The sequence below is a fragment of the Streptococcus sp. CF10-1 genome (genome assembly GCF_024295825.1).
Classification (GTDB): domain Bacteria; phylum Bacillota; class Bacilli; order Lactobacillales; family Streptococcaceae; genus Streptococcus.
Map to the genome: position 1 here is coordinate 24,494 of NZ_JANCPQ010000004.1, position 20,546 is coordinate 45,039.

A 20,546-nucleotide genomic window follows, 5' to 3' on the forward strand; every position below is an offset into this window, starting at 1 on the left:
TAGGCTATTCGAAACTTAAAACGTAACAAAATCTATTATTTCTTCATCGTTCGAAATTTAGTTTACTCCTAAATTTTATTCTTTACACTCCTTTGAAGATTAGAGGACGATTTTTCTTCCTACTTCAACGCACTTGTGACCTTTTTCTTCGTGATGATGCGGTCGTTTTTGTTGGCTAGGGATTTGAGTCTGGCTTCGAGCAGGATTTTTCGACCTGCTTCGTTACGGGTATAGACGAGTTGGTAGTTGCCTATGTGTGGTGCGACGGCATTTTGGAAGAGCTGGGCATCTTCCTTGCGTTTTTCAAAGAGGCTAGGAACTACGAAATACTTGGATTGGCCAGCTGGGGCTTTTTGAGCTACTAACAGATAGCGCTGGTTGTCCACTGGAGCAAAGAATTCTCCCACAGTCTGTGCAAACAACTCCTTGTCTCTCATGCTTCCTCCCTTGAGATAGGCAAAAACCATATAGTTTTCCTTGTCCTCCTCTACCTGAACACGGGATTGATCATCCGTTAGATGCCCCGAATCTAGCAGAGCCTTTCGGATTTGCTCACCCAGAGACTGCAAGCGTTTATAGGGACTCTTATAGCAGAGGTAGCGCCAAGATGCAAAGACCAAAAAGAGGAGACATGCTGTCGTAAGCCACCAAACACCGATCAATCTCAATTTAAATAACAAGACCAACAAATCCACTGCCAACAAGAGCAATGACATGCGAACCCATTTTAATGCATCAAGCAAGAGCATAACTGTGATTTTCTGTTTTTGAGTTGCGACTTCTGTAACTATCTCAAATTGATCCGCTACGACAAGAGCTTCCTGCCATTTTTGTCTCAAGCCTGCTCGATCCTTGGAGAGACTCTTAACTCGCTCATTGTACTCACTAATTTGCTTTTTCTTAAAAAGGGGGGTGGAAAATCCAAACGATCCAAACCGGTCTCAATACTCTCCTGATTATAGGCCAAGCCAAGAAAATGCTCCATCCTTCGCGACAAGGTCTGCAGATCCTGGTTGCTCTCTGGTATAGACTCCTCACCAGGAAGAGTGATGAGTGCTTGCGCTTGAACGGCTACCAGATGCCAGATGTTACTGGTCTTTTCTGGATGTCCCGGCCAGATACGAATGGCACGCCCGCGCATCTGGTTACTCAGCATAAAGCTCCCCACAAAACTTCCGAGGATTAGGGAATTAACACAAGGAGCATCCCAACCCTCTCCGAGGAGAGATTTGGTTCCGACTAGGACTTGAATCCGCCCTCGTTGAAAAAGCTCCGTCACTGCCGCTACGATTCCCTTAGCTGAGCTCGGAAAACCGACTTGCACATAATCTTTTGGATCCAAGTGACCAATAGATGAGAAACTAAGAGGAACCTGAGACAAGAGCTCCTTCAACTCTGCTGCCACACCGGTAGGCAAAATAACGACACTACCTGACAAGACAGCCAAAGACACAGGGATCTCTTGCTCCTGAGCTTTTCGACGAATACTTTCAAAATAAGGGAGAACCCCCAACTGAGAAATGGTTGCCTGATTATCTCCCAGATAGGTGGCAAAATCCTTGCGAATATAGTCAGCTAGTACTAACTGTCTCAGTTCCTGACCTAGACTTTCATACTCCGTCAAAAAGATATCGGCAATGGCAGACAACTTCCCCAGAGATTGGGTTAAAAGCTGGTCAGAAGCCTTGGACTTAACCAGATAAACCTGGCGCTTTTCCACCAACCCACGTGCCTTCAAGTCAGCCTCTAACTTTTTCTTATATCCATCTGGATCCTCATACCAATCTGGTGTCTGATAGAGTATGCCCTGCAACAGCGTCTCCAGCCAGTAGGAGGTCAATGCTGGAAGCTTCTGGGTTCCCAGTAAATTTTGCAAAGATGGAGGAATCGTTAATCCCTGAGAATGCATATAAATCAATATAGCGGACAAGTACTTGGGATCTTCTAAGAGCAAATCAGATGAAATATCCCCTTTGAGAACCTCAGACCCTGCTACAAATGTTTGAAAATCAGGATCGACTATAAGGTGATGAATATAGTCCCACTTAGTCTCCTCAAACCGTTTGAGACGTTCCGCCTCTTCAGCTGTTGGTGAACACATATAGACAAAATCCTGATGAGGGCAAAGGGTGTCTTCCTTGACTAGTTCAGGCACTGTTATTTCTTGGTCAATTTCCCCACACATACGGATATAGCGTTCCCAGAGTTCAGGCTCGCTGTCATAAGGTGGTGTCGCTGTCAGGGAGATGACTTGCAGCTGTTCATACTGCTTGCGAAAGGCTTCCAGACTTTTCCACCATTCATTGCGCAGGTGGTGGCATTCGTCCAAGCAAAGAGTCGCAACTTTCTGAGTTCTTAGACTTGCAAGCAAATCAAATCCCACAAAATCCTCTGCTTCACCATCTTCTTGTGATTGCAGTTGGTTCATGGCACTATGAAAAGCCTGATAGGTCACAATCGTTAATGCTTTCATCTCCTTTAAGTTTTGGGAAACGAGATCTGAAATCTTCTGTTCGTTCTCTAAAAAGGCTGTTTGAATCCTGTCCACCCATTGTTCACGAATGGTGACAGTTGGAACCAAGACAAGGGCTGGATTGCCAAAACGAGCGATTAGCTCGATACCAATGGTGGTCTTGCCGGACCCTGGAGCAGCCACTAGATGAACATGACCGTCTGCTTGATAGTCCTGAAAACGATCCAAGACCTGTTTTTGGTATTTTCTCCATCTTCCTTTAAAATTTAAATCTAACATTTCTTTCACCGTTATATCTCTTGACTTACTTCTTTAATTGTACCACACTTATATAAAAAGCAAGATAAGGAATCAAATTAGTCTTTATAAGAAAAATATGGTATAGTAGAATCATACTATCTATGAGGAGTTTACATGTCACAGGATAAGCAAATGAAAGCTGTTTCTCCCCTTCTACAGCAAGTCATCAATATTTCATCTATCGTCGGGGGAGTCGGCACCTTGATTTTCTGTATTTGGGCCTATCAGGCGGGTGTTTTACAGTCCAAGGAAACCCTATCGGCCTTTATCCAGCAAGCTGGGGTTTGGGGGCCACCACTCTTTATCTTTTTACAGATCCTACAAACCGTTGTTCCGATCATTCCGGGAGCTTTGACCTCAGTGGCTGGGGTCTTTATTTACGGCCACATCATCGGAACCATCTATAACTATATCGGCATCGTGATTGGCTGTGCCATTATCTTTTACCTCGTGCGTCTCTATGGAGCCGCCTTTGTCCAGTCCGTCGTCAGCAAGCGCACCTATGACAAATACATCGGCTGGCTAGATAAGGGCAATCGTTTCGAGCGGTTCTTTATCTTTATGATGATCTGGCCAGTTAGCCCGGCTGACTTTCTCTGTATGCTGGCTGCCCTCACCAAGATGACCTTCAAACGCTATATGATTATCATCATTCTGACCAAGCCCTTTACCCTAGTGGTTTATACTTATGGTTTGACTTATATTATTGATTTCTTCTGGCAGATGTTTTGAGAATAGAAAAATCCGTTTGGTTTCCCAAGCGGATGTTTTGTTTGTTTTATTTTGCGACACTCTTAGCAAGGACAAAGTTCCCAAGTGTAGCAGAACCATTTCCAGCGACTGCTGGAGTGACAATGCAGTCACGCACATCTGGTACTGGTAGGTAGCCGTTGAGAAGAGCAGTGAATTTCTCACGCACACGGTCCAGCATGTGTTGTTGGGCCATGACCCCACCACCAAAGACGATTACATCTGGACGGAAAGTCACAGTAGCATTGACCGCAGCTTGAGCAATATAGTAGGCTTGGACATCCCAGACAGAGTTGTTGAGTTCGATATTTTCACCACGAACACCCGTACGAGCTTCGAGACTTGGTCCAGCCGCAAAGCCTTCCAAACAGCCTTTGTGGAATGGACAAACACCGTTGAATTCTTTTTCAATATCCATTGGGTGTTTGGCCACATAGTAGTGACCCATCTCAGGGTGACCTACACCTCCGATAAACTCACCGCGTTGGATAACACCTGCACCAATCCCTGTACCGATCGTGTAGTAGACCAAATTCTCGATACGACCGCCAGCATTGTTACGAGCAACTACTTCACCGTAGGCAGAGCTGTTTACGTCTGTGGTGAAATACATGGGCACGTTGAGGGCACGACGAAGGGCACCAAGCAAGTCTACATTTGCCCAGTGAGGTTTTGGAGTCGTTGTGATAAAGCCATAGGTTTTTGAGTTTTTATCGATATCAATGGGACCGAAGGAACCGATGGCAAGACCTGCAAGATTATCGAATTTTGAAAAGAATTCAATAGTTTTATCGATGGTCTCGATTGGAGTTGTTGTAGGAAATTGTGTTTTTTCTACAATGTTAAAATTTTCATCTCCGACAGCACAGACAAACTTTGTACCGCCTGCTTCTAAGCTTCCGTATAATTTTGTCATGATAAACCTCTTGTTTTTATTTTCTTTATTATAGCATACTTCAAAAAGTTACTTTTCTCTATATTTTAGTTTTTCCTCTGTAAATCTTACTATCTAATAAAAACGAACAAACATATCATTTGTTCGTTTTCACTTTAGAGAGGATTGATTAGATTTTCACTTCAATAACAGCATCACCCTTAACAACTGAACCGCTTGCGACTGGTGTCACAGAAGCGTAGTCTGCTGTGTTGGTTACGATAACCATTGTTGTGTCATCAAGACCTGCAGCAGCGATTTTGTTTGAGTCAAAGGTTCCAAGAACATCTCCAGCTTTGACCTTGTCGCCTTGAGCAACTTTTGCTTCAAAGCCTTCGCCGTTCATAGATACAGTGTCGATACCAACGTGGACCAAGATTTCAGCTCCCTTAGCTGTCTTCAAACCAAAGGCGTGACCTGTTGGAAATGCGATAGATACTTCTGCATCAGCTGGTGCGTAAACCACGCCTTGGCTTGGTTTTACAGCGATTCCTTGTCCCATTGCACCACTTGAAAAGACTGGGTCATTAACATTCTCAAGAGCAACTACGTCCCCAACAATTGGAGTTTGGATTGTTTCATTTTGAGGAGCTACTGAAAATTCTTCATTTGCCTCTGTAGCTTCTTCAGAAACTGTTTCTTCTGCCACCTCTGTTTCTTCTTTGTAACCAAAAGCATAAGTCAATCCGAAACCAAGAGCAGTTGTTACTAGGACCATAAAGATATACTGGAGAAGTTGACCATTGATGTAGAGAAGTGTTCCAGGAATGATCGTAATACCAAAGCTAGTACCTGCCAAACCTAGAATGTTTGCTAACCAACCACCAGCAGCACCGGCGATAAGCCCCATGATAAATGGTTTACCATAGCGAAGATTGATACCAAAAATAGCTGGTTCAGTGATACCAAGTCCAGCAGAAAGTGCAGCTGGGAAGGCAAGAGCTTTAATTTTTGGATTCTTTGTTTTCACACCAACAGCAAGAGTTGCTCCAAGTTGAGCAGTCATAGCTGCTGTAATAATAGCATTAAGAGGATCTGAACCTGTAGAAGTAACTAGGTTAGACTCCAATAGATTGAAGATATGGTGAACACCCGTAACGACGATAACCTGATGAACACCACCAAGGATTAATCCACCTAGACCCATTGGGAGACTGAGCAACCAAACAGTAGCGACTTTGACGTAGCTTTCAACTTCATGGAATACAGGTCCAATGACAAACAAGGCCAAAATAGACATTACTAAGAAAGTCAAGAATGGTACAAGGAGTAAATCTAATACATCTGGAATACGCTTACGGAGCCACTTTTCAAGTTTCGCACCGGTCAATCCGACGAAGAAAGCAGGTAAAACTGAGTTCTGATATCCGACAACTTTGATAAAGCCAAAGAAGATAATTGGTTGAGCATCACCTGAAGCAACAGCCCAAGCATTTGGCAAGGATGAGTTAACCATCATCAATCCTAAGACTAAACCAAGCAAAGGATTTCCACCGAATACACGAAAGGCTGACCAACAGATCAAGGCTGGGAAGAAGGCGAAGGCTGTATCTGTCAATACAACTGAATAAGTATAGAAGTTTGTTGCTTTAAAGGCTTCTGCAGTTGTTCCAAACAAAGCCAAAACTTGATCTTGAACAATAGCCCCACGAATTCCCATAAACAAACCAGTCGCAACGATTGCTGGCAAAAGTGGTACAAAAACGTCACCGAAAGTACGGATTGCACGTTGGAACCAGTTTCCCTGTTTACCAGCTTCTGCTTTCATATCTTCTTTAGAAGATGTTGGCAAACCAAGTGCAACCACTTCGTCGTACATCTTGTTTACTGTACCAGTACCAAAGATGATTTGGTATTGGCCTGAGTTAAAGAAAGCTCCTTGAACTTTATCCAAGTTCTCAATCACTTCCTTCTTGATTTTCCCTTCATCTTTGACCATGACACGTAGACGAGTCGCACAGTGGGCTACACTGTTGACATTTTCACGTCCGCCAAGGGCTTCGATGACCTTTTTTGCAATATCCTGATTGTTCATTTGCAAAAATCTCCTTATAAAACTTTGTTCTTGTTTGAAAGCGATTTTATTCGCCCTACGACTATTATTTTATCATGTTTCTAAAATATGTCAAGCGTTTTGCAGAACTTTTTATTTCCTTTATTTTTTCTCTGATTATTTTTGCTCGTTTTTGAGGAAATTCTCTTTTTCCTCAAAAAATATCTTTATATTTGAGGAATCAAGGCTTTTATTTACATTTTCTTTCATTTTTTCGTGAAAATTTGCCAGATTTCCTTTGTTTGATTTCTGGTAATCGTTTGACATATTTTTCTTTTTTTTAACATAAAAGACTTGCTTTTTTTGCCGAAAACGTTTACTATTAATAATAGAATAGAAGTTTATGGAGGAAAGATAAAATGGAATGGACAACTGAGCGTCGTTATAGACCCTATGAAGATTGGTCTAATGATGAAATCAAGCAAATCAAGGAAAAAATGGCACAATCTCCTTGGCATACTCGTTACCATGTTGAGCCTAAAATGGGGCTTCTCAATGATCCAAATGGCTTTTCTTATTTTGATGGCAAATGGATTCTCTTTTACCAAAACTTCCCCTTTGGTGCAGCCCATGGGTTGAAATCTTGGGTGCAGCTTGAAAGTGATGATTTAGTGCACTTTACAGAAACTGGAGTCAAAATTTTGCCAGATACTCCATTAGATAGCCACGGCGCCTACTCTGGTTCTGCCATGCAGTTCGGCGATCAGTTGTTCCTGTTTTATACAGGAAATGTCCGTGATGAAAATTGGATCCGTCACCCTTACCAGATTGGTGCTTTGATGGGTAAGGATGGCAAGATTACAAAGATTGACAAGATCTTGATTGACCAGCCAGCAGACTCTACTGACCACTTCCGCGACCCACAAATTTTTAACTTTAAAGGTCAATATTATGCTATCGTCGGTGGACAGGATTTGGAGAAAAAAGGCTTCGTCCGTCTCTACAAGGCTGTGGACAATGATTATACAAACTGGCAAGCAGTTGGCGACCTTGACTTTGCTAACGACCGCACTGCCTACATGATGGAATGCCCAAATCTAGTCTTTGTAGGGGAGCAACCTGTCCTTCTCTACTGTCCACAAGGATTGGATAAGAGTGTTCTAGACTATGATAATATCTATCCAAACATGTACAAAATCGGGGCTTCCTTTGATCCTGAAAATGCCAAAATGGTAGATGTGTCTCCATTACAAAATCTAGACTATGGTTTCGAGGCCTATGCAACTCAAGCCTTCAACGCTCCAAATGGACGTGCATTGGCAGTAAGTTGGCTTGGACTACCAGATGTTTCTTACCCATCTGACCGTTTTGACCACCAAGGAACCTTCTCATTAGTCAAAGAACTCACTATCAAAGATGGCAAACTCTACCAATATCCTGTCTCAGCCGTCAAAGAACTTCGTTCTTCTGAAGAGGTCTTCTCAAATCGTACTCAAACCAATAACACCTATGAACTCGAGCTCAACTTGGAGGCCAATAGCCAAAGCGAGATTGTCTTGCTCGCTGATAAAGAAGGCAAGGGGCTTTCAATCAACTTTGACCTTGTCAATGGACAGATGACAGTGGATCGTAGTCAGGCTGGTGAACAGTACGCCCAAGAATTTGGTACCACTCGTTCTTGCCCTATCAATAACCAAGCTACTACTGCCACTATCTTCATCGATAAGTCAGTCTTTGAAATTTTCATCAATAAAGGAGAAAAAGTATTTTCTGGTCGTGTCTTCCCACATGCGGACCAAAATGGTATCCTCATCAAATCTGGAAACCCAACTGGAACTTACTATGAATTAGATTATGGTCGCAAAACTAACTGATGTCGCAAAACTTGCAGGCGTCAGCCCCACTACCGTCTCACGGGTCATCAATAAAAAGGGTTATCTATCTGAGAAAACCATTCAAAAGGTAAATGAAGCCATGCGAGAATTGGGCTACAAACCCAACAATCTGGCTCGAAGCCTCCAAGGAAAATCTGCCAAGTTGATTGGACTTATTTTTCCAAACATCAGTCATGTCTTTTATGCGGAGTTGATTGACAAATTGGAACACCAACTCTTCAAAAATGGCTACAAGACCATCATCTGCAACAGCGAACACGACTCTGAAAAAGAACGGGAGTACATTGAAATGCTGGAGGCCAACCAGGTCGATGGTATCATTTCTGGAAGTCACAACTTGGGAATCGAAGACTACAATCGCGTAACGGCGCCGATCATTTCCTTTGACAGAAACTTGTCTCCAGACATCCCTGTCGTCTCCTCCGATAACTACGGTGGCGGAGTCCTCGCCGCCCAGACTTTGGTCAAGACAGGAGCTCAGTCTATCATCATGATTACAGGAAATGACAACTCTAACTCACCAACTGGACTGCGCCACGCTGGTTTTGCCTCTATTCTCCCAAAAGCGCCTATTATCAATGTTTCGAGTGACTTTTCTCCCGTCCGAAAAGAAATGGAAATCAAGAATATCTTGACCCATCAGAAACCAGATGCGATTTTTGCTTCGGATGATTTGACAGCTATCCTAGTGATCAAAATCGCTCAGGAGCTGAGAATTTCTGTTCCTGAAGAGCTCAAAGTCATCGGATACGATGGTACCTACTTTATCGAGAACTACTATCCTCACTTGACAACGATTAAGCAGCCTATGAAAGAGATTGCCCAACTCACTGTCGATCTCCTCTTACAAAAGATTGAAGGCAAGGAGGTCGCGACAACCGGTTACTTCTTACCCGTCACCCTATTACCAGGAAAAAGTATTTAAACACAAAAAAACTCAGACTGATTCGTCTGAGTTTTTTATAATCTTAAGTTTTCGAGATAGCGCTGGGCTGTCTCTAAGTTAAAGGTTTTATCTGCGATGAGGCGCTCAACTAGGGGAGCAACTTCGGACTCACTAGCACCAGCTAGGAGCGCTAAGGATTTAGCCTGTAATTTCATGTGGCCTTGCTGGATGCCCGTACTTACCAAGGCTTTGAGGGCCGCAAAGTTTTGGGCGAGACCGATGGACACGATAATCTGAGCTAATTCTTTGGCAGAAGGATTTCCCAGTAGTTCATGACTGAGGGCTACACGTGGGTTGAGACCGATTGAGCCACCCTTGGTCGCTACCGGCATGGGTAGGGTCATCTCACCGACCAATTCTTCTCCTTCCATGTCCAGCGTCCATTGACTAAGGCCTTGATAGCGTCCGTCTCGACTAGCAAAGGCATGGGCCCCAGCTTCGATGGCACGCCAGTCATTACCAGTGGCAATCAAAATGGCATCGATACCATTAAAAATCCCTTTATTGTGAGTCGCTGCTCGGTAGGGATCAGCCTGTGCAAACTGGCTAGCCAAAGCTATTTTCTCCGCAATTTCTCGTCCTTGGTCCCTTTGGGGACTCAAGTAGCGAAAGGCGATACGACAGCTTGCAGTCACCAGAGAATCGGTCGCGTAGTTGGATAGGATTCCCATAAGACTCTGTCCCTGACTGAGTTCTTCTAAGACTGGTTTCAAGGCTTCCAGCATGGTGTTGAGCATATTGGCTCCCATGGCTTCCTGAGTATCGACATGGAGATAAACAACGAGAAAGTCTGTTTCACCCTTGATCTGCTCTACATGCAAATCACGCGCCCCGCCACCACGTTTGACGATAGAAGGATAGGCTTGATTGGCAAGTTCCAAGAGCTCCGCCTTCTTGCTGGCAATCTTCTCTTGCGCTTGTTCAGGATTAGCAACTTGATAAAGGGCTACCTGACCGATCATCTGGCGCTCATGTACTTGAGCAGTAAAGCCACCTGCTCGCTTGATGATTTTACTAGCATAGCTAGCTGCGGCAACCACTGAGGGTTCTTCTGTCACATAGGGAACCGTGTAGTTCTGACTATTCACCAAAAGCTCTGGAATGATAGAATAAGGCAGAGAAAAAGTTCCCACTACATTCTCACTCAGCTGATCTGCAATTACCAAGCTGATTTGTTCATCCTGCTCCAGACTGGTTTGCTTTTCAGGACTAAGGAGAGCCTGAGCTTTCAGTAACTCAAGGCGTTCATGGTATGACTTTTTAGAAAATCCATTCCAACTTCTCTTCATTATTTTTCAACCTTGCTATAACGACGTTGGTGGTCGAGAATTTCAACCAAGGCATAGTCTTGATTTTCAAAACCTGCAAACTTGGCTGAACCAGATTCATCCAACTGCACCTCTTCAAAGAAGACTTTTTCATAGTCTGTAACAGATAATGCTGTACGTTGCTTGAGTTTGCTCAAGCGATCCTTATCAAGGTAAGCCTCATAACCTTCGACCAATTCACCACTAAAGAACTCTGAAACCGCTCCACTTCCGTAACTGTAGAGGGCAATTTTATCGCCAGCCTTCAAATTTTCTGCATTTTCCAAAAGGGAGAGAAGCCCAAGGAAAAGGGAACCTGTGTAGATATTCCCAATCATCTGACTATAGAGAATGGACTTGTCAAAGTTCTCTTGCAAACTATCCTGTTTTTCTTTAGACAAAGTCTTATCCATCATCTTACGCAAGCCTTTTAGAGCCAGCTTAGGATAAGGCAAGTGGAAGCAGATAGCCGCAAAGTCATCCATAGTCCAATCATAGCGTTTCTTGTATTCATCCCAAGTCGTTGTCAGGCAATCAAGATACTGTTGGGTCGAGTACATGCCGTTTACATAAGGAGTGCTTGAGTAGTTCGGACGCCAGAAATCCATGATGTCACGAGTTTGAGCAACATTATCATTGTTAAAGGCCATGATGCGTGGTTTTTGCGTGATTAGCATCGCCACACTTCCAGCACCCTGGGTTGGCTCACCCGGAGTTGCCACACCATACTTGGCAATATCACTGGCAATGACTAAAACCTTGGACTCTGGAGAATTTTCCACATGCAATTTAGCATAATGAAGAGCAGCTGTTGCTCCATAGCAGGCTTCTTTAATCTCAAAGCTACGGGCGAAAGGCTGGATGCCTAACAGACCATGAACAAAGACCGCTGCCGCCTTACTCTGGTCAATTCCTGACTCGGTCGCCACGATAACCATATCGATTTCTTCTTTTTCTTTATCTGTTAGAATTGAGTTGCTGGCACTAGCTGCCAAGGTAACAATGTCCTCAGTCAGTGGAGCAATACTAATTTCATTTAACAAGAGTCCCTTGCTAAATTTTTCGGGGTCAACTCCCCTCGCTTCTGCTAGGTCTTGTAATTTCAAGACATATTGACTGGTCGCAAAACCAATCTTATCAATACCGATTGTCATATTTACCTCTGTTTTTTCATTCATTGTAAAAAATCGTTTCATTCTATTTTATCACAAATAGGAACAAATGAGAGAAAAAAGACTTGATTCAACAAATCAAGCCTTTGCTTTGACAGCCTTAGGAGGAGATTCCTCGCTGTTTTCGGATATAGTAATAAAGTTTTAAAATCACCGTTCCACTCGCCATCCCGATAGAAATGACCAGAGCCAACATAACCACTAAAGTTGCACTAGCAAGGGCATGACTGTAATCGCCAGTCACAAAGAAAGCTGTCGTTCGATAGGATAAATAACCTGGCACCAAGGGGGCAAGAATGGCCAAGACAAAGACCACCGCTGGTGTCTTATAGACAATACTCAAAATCTGGCTGATGCAAGAGCCAATTACTGCTGCGATAAAGGTCGCGACAATAACATTGGTTGGTTCTTTGAGGACGAGATAGAGGAGCCAAACGCCCATTCCCAAAACACCACCAGGTAGGAGCATGGAGCGTTGAACATTCAGTACGATTAGAAAGGTGATAATGGCGAGTAAACTCGCCACTGCTTGGAGCAAAATACTTGTTAGAGTCATCTTATGTCATCAAAACCAGGGCGACAGAGGTGCCAGCCCCTAAAGCGAGGGTAATGAGCAAAGATTCAAACATCTTGCTCATACCAGAGTTGATATGGTTGGTCATGATATCCCGTACCGCATTTGTCAGAGCAATCCCTGGAACAAAGGGCATGACCGCTCCTGCTATAATCAGGTCTGCCGTCGAAGGAAATCCTGTGTAGCGGGCCCAGAACTGGGCGATCAATCCGAAAACAAAGGCACCCGCAAAGGCTGTTACAAAAGGAATGCGGACAAACTTCTCTACATAGAGAGAGAAGGCAAAACCAAATAAGGTCGCAATAGCTGCGCCAAAAGCGTCATAGACATTGCCCCCAAACATAATCGAGAAGAAAGGGGCACTGAGGGTCGCTGCTACAGTCACTTGAAACTTGGTATAAGGAAGGGCTTGATTGCCGATTTCTTTGAGCTTTTTAAAGGCTGTCGAGAGATCAATCTGTCCTCCGACAAGCTCCCGTGATACTTGGTTGACATCGCAAACTTTTTCAATGTTATAAGAGGATGAGGTCACCCGTTTCATCCGAGAAATATTGGTGTTTTCGATAGAAAAGAAAATAGCTGCGGGCATGGCAAGAACATTGCAATCCATTATTCCTTGCGAATGGGCAATACGGATCATAGTATCCTCAACCCGATGAATCTCTGAGCCACTTTTCAGGAGAATGGTTCCTGCTAGCATAATCACATCAATGACGGCATTCAACTCTCTCGATTCGTCCATTTTCTCCTCCTTTTTTCTACTCCCTATATTTTATCACAAAATCTTGTGAAAAAAAATCTTTGTCATGAAATCATGACAAAGATTCGTTTAATCTCGAGAACTTTCGTGAGTTCCTTCACTATTGGATGAACTGCTAGAAGGAGTGTTACCTTGTTGATTTCCTTGTTGGTTCCCCTGGTTTGGACTTGTAGGAGAACCCTGGTTCCCACGTTGGGCAGGATTAGAGGATGAAGTTGACGGTGGTGTTTTTGGTTTGTAGATGGAAAGTTTGATACGCGTACTTGCAAGATCAACCTGTTCTCCTGCTCTTGGCGTTTGACTTACAACAGTTCCTTCTGCCGTTCCTTCAGGAGCAGTCGATACTTCTACAACCTCAATATTCGCTTCCTTCACACCGACAATCTGAGTCAAGTTATTCTTTGTAAACTCGAGGCTTGAACCAATGTAGTTCGGCATGCTGACACTAGTCACCTTCTTAGCCACTGTTAAGGTAATCGTAGTGGCTTTTGAGAGATCATAAGTCGAACCCGAAGCAGGGGTCTGTCTGATGACGATTCCAGGTTCGCTTTCATTGGATTCTTCCTCTTCCATCTTGATTAGATTTTCAGGAACCTTCTTCTCCTTGAGTTCAGCTACAACTTCCGTATACTTACGTCCGACATAATTGCTCAATTGGAAGGATTGCTTACCAGAAGAAACAATCAAATTGACCTTGGTTCCTTCTTTTCGGCCACTACCAGCTTCTGGATCCGTTCGAATAACACGTCCTTCTGCTACTGTATCGCTAGCTTCTGACTTTTCTTCACCAGCTTCAAACTTGGATTTTTTAAGAGCTTCCTTAGCCTCGGCAACGGTTTGTCCAGCCACATCAGGAATGGGAATCGTTGCAGGTGTTCTTGACAAAATCCAGACCAAAGAGGCTGCAACCAATAGAAGACTGGCCAAAAGAATCATATAGCGAGCCTTAAACTTCCGTTTCTTGGCTGGCTTTGGCGCTGGAGCCGGCTCTGCCATTGGTTGAGTTGGTTTCTTTGGCTGAGGGCGTTCTTCCTGCGCCGGAGCTTTAGGAATCGATGTCAGTGTACTTTGTGGAACTTTAGGTAAAGTCTTAGTGTCTGCCTTACTCGCATCGTCAAAGACCAGTTTCGGTTCATTCCGACGATTATAAGACAAGCTAGTTGACAAGTCCACATACATTTCTGAAACAGACTGATAACGGTCTGACAGCTTCTTAGCAGTTGCCTTGATGACAACATTTTCTAAAGCCTGAGGGACAGATGGGTTTTCAGCTATGACGGACGGAAGTGGTTTCTGGAAATGCTGGAGGGCAATCGTAACCGCGCTATCTCCATCATAAGGGATATGTCCCGTCAGCATCTCATAGAAGATAATCCCCATCGCATAGATATCGCTCTGGAAAGTCGCTTTAGAACCACGTGCTTGCTCAGGTGACAAATAATGAACGGAGCCTAACATTGAGTTAGTCTGGGTCAGACTGGTCTCCGCAAAGGCTACGGCAATCCCAAAATCTGTGACCTTAGCTGTGCCGTCAGGTGTCAAGAGGATATTTTGAGGTTTCAAATCTCGGTGAACAATTCCTCGAGTATGGGCTAAGCGCATTGCCAAGAGGATTTGTCCCATAATCCGAACTGCTTCTTCGTTTGAAAGAGGATAGTGTTCTTTGATATAACGCTTGAGGTCAAGACCTGCTACGTATTCCATAGCTAGGTACTGTTGACCGTCTTCCTCACCAATATCTGTTATCCGAACGATATGAGGATGGTCCAGATCCGCCATGGCTCTCGCTTCACGTTGGAAACGTGCCACAGCAATCGGGTCTGTCTGATAGTTGGTCCTCAGGACCTTCACTGCCACTTCTTCCCCGTCTAGGATCAAATCCTTGGCCAAGTAAACATCTGCCATGCCTCCTCGACCAATCTGCTTGACAATCCGATACCGCCCGGCAAAAATCTTGCCGATTTGGATCATTCTGCTGCCTCCTCGTTCATGTAAACAAGGGCAACCGTAATGTTGTCTAAACCTCCTGCATTGTTAGCGAAGCGAATGAGGGTTGCCGCCTTGTCTGCTAGGGAAATATCACTGGTTACGATATCATAAATCTCGCTTGCCGAAATCATATTGGTCAAGCCGTCACTATTGAGCAAGAGATAATCTCCTGACTCCAGTGTAATCATCCCAAAATCTGGCTGGATTTCATCTTTTTGTCCGATAGACTGGGTGATGATATTCTTTTGAGGGTGAGTTTCTGCTTCTTCTGGAGTCAATTGACCAGCCTTGAGCAATTCGTTGACCAAGGAATGGTCACTCGTCAACTGGTGGTATTCTTCTCCACGAATCAAACCGATACGAGAATCCCCAATGTGAGCATAGATGGCTTGGTTGTCAATAAACGCAACAGCTTCTAGCGTTGTTCCCATGCCTCTGTAGGCTTCGTCCTGACCTAATTGATGAATTTTTTGATTTTCAATCTCCAGGTAGTGGGCAAACCACTCACGAACTTCATTTACTGAGTCAATTTGGGTATCCACCCAAGCCACACCAAGGTCTGTTACCGCCATCTCACTAGCGATATTTCCTGCACGGTGTCCTCCCATCCCGTCAGCCAAGATGATCATAGTGCGTCCTGCTCGGTTGACAAAATGATTGACATAGTCCTGATTATTTGTCCGTTTCTGACCAACATCTGTTAATAATGCTATTTCCATTGTGTCAGTTCCTTCCTATTCTGATATCTTGCGAAATTGGCTGATAAAAAATCCATCACTTCCATACAATTCAGGAGTAATCAGGATGCAGCCATCTTTCAGGATATCTTTACATTCGTGTTCTAGTTTAACCTGCTCGAACTCGGGATGACTTTCTAAAAACGCCTCAACGACTTGAAAGTTCTCCTCAGAGACAATAGTACAGGTACTATACGTTATTATACCACCTTTTCGTAGTGTTTGACAAACACTACCTAATATTTCCAGCTGAATTTCCTGTAAGGAGGTGAAATCTGCTGTTTCTTTATTGTATTTGATGTCTGGTTTGCGACGTAAAAGTCCAATCCCAGAACAGGGAGCATCTACCAAAATCTTATCAAAGGAGTCCTTTTCAAAAAACTCATGTACCTTTCTGGCATCCAATTTTTTCGTTTGCACTCGATCTGCCACACCTAAACGATCCGCATTTTCTTGGATCAAGTCCAACTTATGATCATACAAGTCCAGAGCAGTAACCTGACCTGTCGTGAGATAAGAAGTCATATGGGCTGTTTTCCCACCCGGAGCGGCACAGGCATCTAGGACCTGTTCATCACCTTGTAGATGAAGGGTCGGAGCAACCAGTTGACTGGACTCGTCTTGGATGGTAATGGCCCCTTCAGAAAACAAATCATGTCCTGCAAAGTGGCCTTGCTCCTTGACCAGACCAGTGGAAGCCAAAGGAGAATCAGTCGCCTCTAACACGGCTTTGATTTCCTCTTTTCGGCTCAAGTCGGTCACTCGGATGCTGGCCTTGTTACGTACCAAGAGACTGTCAAAAATGCCTTGGGCTCGCTCTTCACCGTATTCTTCCTTGAGCTTAGACACTAGCCAAACTGGGAGAGAATAGGCAATGGAATCACGCTTATTTTTGCGTTTGATGCTGTCAATATCTGGCCAGCCTTCTCGCAAAATACGACGAAGGACGGCGTTGACCAATTTTTCACTGCCTTTTTTACGCGCTTTGGCTAGTTCTACCGCTTCATTGACTACAGCGTGATTAGGAATCTTATCCAGATACCGAAGTTGGTAGGCGCTCAGAAGGAGCAGGATATAGAGCCAGTTATCAAGCTTATCCCGGTCCTCGATAAAGTGGGACAAATACCATTCTAAGGTGAGTTTGCGGGCTACCGTTCCGTAGACAATCTCTGTCACCAACCCCTTGTCTGCTTCTGAGAGTTGACTCCCTTTGAGGTGTTTATTTAAGGCAATATTGGAGTATGCTTGGTTGACAAAAACATCCTCTAACACTGCTAGAGCTAGATTTCTAGCCGTTTCTACTTTAGTCACCAAATCGTTCTCCTACGGTCAATGTCCGTCCAACTCCGTTGAGGAAGGAAGCAATGTCCATCTTAGGCTTACCTGCTGGCTGCACTTGCTTAAGAGACAGAGCACCTTCAGCCGTTGCGACGATCAATTCCTTTTTGCCAATAGAGAGGATCTCGCCTGGAGCTCCCTGACCTTCTACTGGTAGAGCTTCATAAATCTTAAAGCGGTCTCCCTTGAGAAAAGTGTGGACAACAGGCCATGGATTCATCCCTCTGATTTGGTTAAAGAGTTGACGGTTAGTTTTAGTCCAGTCCAGCTTTTCTTCCTCTGGCTTGATATTTGGCGAGAAAGTGACTTGGCTTGGGTCCTGAGGCACAGGTTTGATCTCCCCAGCAATATAGGAAGGTAGGGTATCCAAAAGCAAGTCACGACCAACAATCGCTAATTTTTCAAACAAGGTGCCGACATTGTCCTCATCTGTGATGGGAATACTGCGACGGGAAATCATATCTCCTGCATCCATTTCTTTAACCATTTCTATGATAGTCACACCAGCTTCCTCATCCCCTTGAATCAGGGCATAATGAATGGGAGCTCCACCACGGTGTTTGGGAAGAAGGGAAGCGTGAACGTTGACCGCAAAATCCATGCTATCAAGAAGTTTACTTGGGAGAAATTGCCCAAAAGCAGCGGTCACAATCCCATCTGCTCCTAAATTCATAATAGCTTCCAGCTCTGGGCTTCCAGATAATTTTTCAGGCTGGTAAATGGGAAGACCTGCTTCTTTGGCAGCCTGCTTGACTGGGGTTTCTTGGATCACTTTTTTACGGCCGACAGCGCGGTCTGGCTGGGTCACAACAGCTAGGATCTCGTAACGGTCGTCTGATAACAAGCCCTTCAAAACTGTCGCTGAAAAATCAGGTGTCCCCATAAAGATTAGTTTTATCATTTCTTCTCCTTCTTATAAAAATTGCTGCGGTTCGTGGTCAATGCTGAGACGAAGCTCGCTATTTTCCCGTTCTTGAGTCAAGGCCAAAACTCGATTGAGAGTTGGGCCCAGCTCATCTTCTAAACGGTATTTAATCAAAATCTGGTAATGATAAAGGTTGTGGGTACGGGCAATGGGTTTTGGTGTCGGTCCAAGGATTTTACTAGTTTCCGATAAACCTGAGCGCAAAATTCCCATGACTTCATAGGCACGTTTGACAACCTCTTCTTCTTTCTTGTGAGAGAGAGTAATCCCAATAGTGAAATAATAAGGCGGGTAGCCAAGTTGGCGTCTGATACTCATTTCATAGGCATAAAAACCTTCATAATCCTGTTCCTTGGCAAAACGAATGGCATAGTGCTCAGGATTGTAAGACTGGATCAAGACCTGGCCTGCTTTTTCCGCACGACCTGCACGACCAGCCACCTGAGTTAAGAGTTGGAAGGTTCTCTCAGAAGAACGGAAATCAGGCAGATTCAAGGCCGTATCTGCATTGAGCACTCCGACTAGGGTCACATTTGGAAAATCCAAGCCCTTGGCAATCATCTGAGTTCCCAATAAGATATCTGCTTCACCTTGGCCAAACTGGTCAAGAAGAGCTTGGTGACTGCCTTTCTTGCGGGTCGTATCCACATCCATGCGCAGAATGCGAGCCTGAGGAAAAAGTTCTGCTAGCTCATCATAAGCCTTTTGAGTCCCTGTCCCATAGTAACGAATACTGCGACTCTGACAGTTGGGACAGACATGAGGAATTCCCTTGGAAAAGCCACAGTAATGGCAGTTCATGGTCTTGGTATCCATGTGGAGAGTCAGAGAAATGTCACAGTTGGGACAAGTATCCACCGTCCCACACTCCCGACACATAACAAAGCTAGAATAACCCCGACGATTGAGCATGAGGACTACCTGCTCTTTTTTATCCAGGCGATCTTGAATGGCCTCTAGCAAAGGGGGGGTAAAGTTTGATGTCTCATTCTGCCCGATATAGTCCCGAAAGTCAATCACTTGAACCTCAGGAATGGTGGCTAAAGGATTGGCTCGTTGGGTCAGACGTAAGTGTTGGTAGACACCTTTTCCAGCCCGCGCACGACTTTCTAAGCTCGGTGTTGCCGAACCAAGGACCAGAGCTGCTCGATTGTACTGGGCCCTTAGAATGGCGACCTCTCTAGCATGATAACGGGGATTGCTGTCTTGTTTATAGCTAGCTTCATGCTCTTCATCGATAATCATGACACCTAGATTTTTCAGTGGAGCAAAGATAGCTGATCGAGCGCCAACGACAACTTGGGCATCTCCACGCTCAACCTTGCGCCATTCATCGTACTTTTCACCATTGGACAGGCCTGAGTGAAGAATGGCCACTTTCTCTCCGAAACGAGCAATGAACCGCTCCGTCATCTGTGGCGTCAGAGAAATCTCAGGTACCAGCAAAATAGCCGTCTTACCCTTGTCCAAGGCCCCTTGGATGATCTGTAAGTAAACCTCTGTTTTCCCACTTCCTGTAATCCCTTGAAGAAGGAAAGGAGGTTGCTGACTGCCAATAGCACTGACAACCGCATCACGTGCCTGTCTTTGTTCAGGATTCAACTCCAAAGGTTGGCTGGCTTCAATGCCTTCGAAATAAGCAGCTGAACGTTGCACTTCCTTTTGGACTAGGGTTAGAGCTCCTTGCTCCACAAAGAAGTTGACTTGCTCCCGCGAATAAGACTCTAACAAGCTAGCCAGAGGAGCACTTCCAGGATGAGACAGCAGATAGTCTCTCAGTTCTGCTTTTTTCTTAGCACGCGTAGAAATCTCAATCTGCTCTAGCTGAGTAGCATCAATCTCATACCAAGACTGGGTCTTGACCTTCTTTTGATCGACAGCCTGATACTCTAAGCGGAGCAGACCTTTTCTAGTCAAGCGCATCATTTCTGCCTGCTTGGCTAAATCTAGAGAAGAAAAGGCTAGCGAATCTTTAGAACCAAATAAGCGCTCTTTGTCTTGCCGACTCAGACCTTCCAGAGGATAAAGAATCTTATCATAACTGGAGTTTAAAAATCCCGGCAACATGGCTTTTAGAATGGAGATTTTGTAAGAAAAGACAGACTTACGTAGCTCCTCAGCTAGCCAGAGTTGCTCCTGGGTCAAGACTGGAGAAAAGTCTAGCACCTCCGCAATCTCTTTCAAGTCCTGATCAGCCACTTCTTCATCCGATTGGGACTCCAAGCCCAACACAATCCCTTGGATCAAACGATTGCCCTTGCCGAAGGGGACATGGACCCGCATACCGACTTCCAGCATGTCTACAAATTCCTCAGGGATCTTGTAACTGTATGGCTGGTCCGTCTGCATCAAGGGAACATCCACGATAATCTTTGCGATCGCCATCTTCTCACCTCCTCCTTGTCATACTCTTCGAAAATCAAATTCAAACCACGTCAGCGTCGCCTTACCGT

Annotated in this window: 14 protein-coding genes and 1 pseudogene; 3 read left to right on the forward strand and 12 right to left on the reverse strand. The window is 44.5% G+C overall.

Annotated features, from left to right (window positions below; genetic code table 11):
• Positions 1 to 119: 119 nt before the first annotated feature.
• A pseudogene (locus NMM25_RS06105) lies at positions 120 to 2,752 on the reverse strand (DEAD/DEAH box helicase family protein).
• Positions 2,753 to 2,887: 135 nt separating this feature from the next.
• Here NMM25_RS06105 and NMM25_RS06110 point away from each other — a divergent pair.
• Positions 2,888 to 3,505 (forward strand): TVP38/TMEM64 family protein, encoded by a 618-nt coding sequence (locus NMM25_RS06110; RefSeq protein ID WP_000076176.1) that lies wholly within the window; start codon positions 2,888 to 2,890, stop codon positions 3,503 to 3,505.
• A 46-nt stretch (positions 3,506 to 3,551) separates the two neighbouring features.
• Here NMM25_RS06110 and scrK read toward each other — a convergent pair whose 3' ends face one another.
• Together scrK and NMM25_RS06120 are read right to left on the reverse strand one after the other, a co-directional pair.
• Complete coding sequence (gene scrK, locus NMM25_RS06115) at positions 3,552 to 4,439, reverse strand: fructokinase ScrK (protein WP_254736270.1); 888 nt, start codon at positions 4,437 to 4,439, stop codon at positions 3,552 to 3,554.
• A gap of 148 nt (positions 4,440 to 4,587) precedes the next feature.
• Positions 4,588 to 6,492 (reverse strand): sucrose-specific PTS transporter subunit IIBC, encoded by a 1,905-nt coding sequence (locus tag NMM25_RS06120; protein WP_254736271.1) that lies wholly within the window; start codon positions 6,490 to 6,492, stop codon positions 4,588 to 4,590.
• A gap of 377 nt (positions 6,493 to 6,869) precedes the next feature.
• Between NMM25_RS06120 and NMM25_RS06125 the strand changes: the two genes are divergently transcribed.
• Together NMM25_RS06125 and NMM25_RS06130 are read left to right on the forward strand one after the other, a co-directional pair.
• Positions 6,870 to 8,324 carry a sucrose-6-phosphate hydrolase gene (locus tag NMM25_RS06125; protein ID WP_254736272.1) on the forward strand — a complete coding sequence of 485 codons (1,455 nt, stop codon included), beginning with the start codon at positions 6,870 to 6,872 and terminating at the stop codon, positions 8,322 to 8,324.
• On the forward strand, positions 8,305 to 9,270 hold the full coding sequence (locus tag NMM25_RS06130; RefSeq protein ID WP_254736273.1) for a LacI family DNA-binding transcriptional regulator: 966 nt from the start codon (positions 8,305 to 8,307) through the stop codon (positions 9,268 to 9,270). The genes NMM25_RS06125 and NMM25_RS06130 overlap by 20 nt, the downstream gene beginning before the upstream one ends.
• A 35-nt stretch (positions 9,271 to 9,305) precedes the next feature.
• Here NMM25_RS06130 and NMM25_RS06135 read toward each other — a convergent pair whose 3' ends face one another.
• From NMM25_RS06135 to NMM25_RS06175, 9 genes are all read right to left on the reverse strand, one after another.
• Positions 9,306 to 10,580 carry a hydroxymethylglutaryl-CoA reductase, degradative gene (locus tag NMM25_RS06135; RefSeq protein WP_254736274.1) on the reverse strand — a complete coding sequence of 425 codons (1,275 nt, stop codon included), beginning with the start codon at positions 10,578 to 10,580 and terminating at the stop codon, positions 9,306 to 9,308.
• A complete protein-coding gene (locus NMM25_RS06140) occupies positions 10,580 to 11,752 on the reverse strand; it encodes a hydroxymethylglutaryl-CoA synthase (RefSeq protein WP_254736389.1) in 1,173 nt (390 codons plus the stop codon). The genes NMM25_RS06135 and NMM25_RS06140 overlap by 1 nt, the downstream gene beginning before the upstream one ends.
• A gap of 118 nt (positions 11,753 to 11,870) precedes the next feature.
• Positions 11,871 to 12,326, reverse strand: coding sequence for a threonine/serine exporter family protein (locus tag NMM25_RS06145; protein ID WP_125416384.1), 456 nt, complete (start codon positions 12,324 to 12,326; stop codon positions 11,871 to 11,873).
• A gap of 1 nt (position 12,327) precedes the next feature.
• On the reverse strand, positions 12,328 to 13,086 hold the full coding sequence (locus NMM25_RS06150; RefSeq protein WP_000344542.1) for a threonine/serine exporter family protein: 759 nt from the start codon (positions 13,084 to 13,086) through the stop codon (positions 12,328 to 12,330).
• 87 nt (positions 13,087 to 13,173) lie between these two features.
• Entirely contained in the window at positions 13,174 to 15,075 is a 1,902-nt protein-coding gene (pknB, locus tag NMM25_RS06155) for a Stk1 family PASTA domain-containing Ser/Thr kinase (RefSeq protein WP_254736275.1), read from the reverse strand.
• Positions 15,072 to 15,812, reverse strand: a complete 741-nt coding sequence (locus NMM25_RS06160; protein WP_000401527.1) for a Stp1/IreP family PP2C-type Ser/Thr phosphatase — start codon at positions 15,810 to 15,812, stop codon at positions 15,072 to 15,074. The genes pknB and NMM25_RS06160 overlap by 4 nt, the downstream gene beginning before the upstream one ends.
• Before the next feature lie 15 nt (positions 15,813 to 15,827).
• Positions 15,828 to 17,141 carry a 16S rRNA (cytosine(967)-C(5))-methyltransferase RsmB gene (gene rsmB, locus NMM25_RS06165; RefSeq protein WP_254736276.1) on the reverse strand — a complete coding sequence of 438 codons (1,314 nt, stop codon included), beginning with the start codon at positions 17,139 to 17,141 and terminating at the stop codon, positions 15,828 to 15,830.
• Positions 17,134 to 18,069 carry a methionyl-tRNA formyltransferase gene (gene fmt, locus NMM25_RS06170; protein ID WP_254736277.1) on the reverse strand — a complete coding sequence of 312 codons (936 nt, stop codon included), beginning with the start codon at positions 18,067 to 18,069 and terminating at the stop codon, positions 17,134 to 17,136. The genes rsmB and fmt overlap by 8 nt, the downstream gene beginning before the upstream one ends.
• Positions 18,070 to 18,081: 12 nt before the next feature.
• Positions 18,082 to 20,478, reverse strand: coding sequence for a primosomal protein N' (locus tag NMM25_RS06175; RefSeq protein WP_254736278.1), 2,397 nt, complete (start codon positions 20,476 to 20,478; stop codon positions 18,082 to 18,084).
• Positions 20,479 to 20,546 lie beyond the last annotated feature (68 nt).

Excerpts from the sequence above, each read along its gene's own strand:
- fmt (WP_254736277.1), bottom strand. The coding sequence starts at position 18,069 with ATGATAAAACTAATCTTTATGGGGACACCTGATTTTTCAGCGACAGTT.
- NMM25_RS06160 (WP_000401527.1), bottom strand. The coding sequence starts at position 15,812 with ATGGAAATAGCATTATTAACAGATGTTGGTCAGAAACGGACAAATAAT.
- pknB (WP_254736275.1), bottom strand. The coding sequence starts at position 15,075 with ATGATCCAAATCGGCAAGATTTTTGCCGGGCGGTATCGGATTGTCAAG.
- NMM25_RS06145 (WP_125416384.1), bottom strand. The coding sequence starts at position 12,326 with ATGACTCTAACAAGTATTTTGCTCCAAGCAGTGGCGAGTTTACTCGCC.
- NMM25_RS06140 (WP_254736389.1), bottom strand. The coding sequence starts at position 11,752 with ATGACAATCGGTATTGATAAGATTGGTTTTGCGACCAGTCAATATGTC.
- NMM25_RS06150 (WP_000344542.1), bottom strand. The coding sequence starts at position 13,086 with ATGGACGAATCGAGAGAGTTGAATGCCGTCATTGATGTGATTATGCTA.
- NMM25_RS06130 (WP_254736273.1), top strand. The coding sequence starts at position 8,305 with ATGGTCGCAAAACTAACTGATGTCGCAAAACTTGCAGGCGTCAGCCCC.
- NMM25_RS06135 (WP_254736274.1), bottom strand. The coding sequence starts at position 10,580 with ATGAAGAGAAGTTGGAATGGATTTTCTAAAAAGTCATACCATGAACGC.
- NMM25_RS06175 (WP_254736278.1), bottom strand. The coding sequence starts at position 20,478 with ATGGCGATCGCAAAGATTATCGTGGATGTTCCCTTGATGCAGACGGAC.
- scrK (WP_254736270.1), bottom strand. The coding sequence starts at position 4,439 with ATGACAAAATTATACGGAAGCTTAGAAGCAGGCGGTACAAAGTTTGTC.
- NMM25_RS06120 (WP_254736271.1), bottom strand. The coding sequence starts at position 6,492 with ATGAACAATCAGGATATTGCAAAAAAGGTCATCGAAGCCCTTGGCGGA.
- NMM25_RS06125 (WP_254736272.1), top strand. The coding sequence starts at position 6,870 with ATGGAATGGACAACTGAGCGTCGTTATAGACCCTATGAAGATTGGTCT.
- NMM25_RS06110 (WP_000076176.1), top strand. The coding sequence starts at position 2,888 with ATGTCACAGGATAAGCAAATGAAAGCTGTTTCTCCCCTTCTACAGCAA.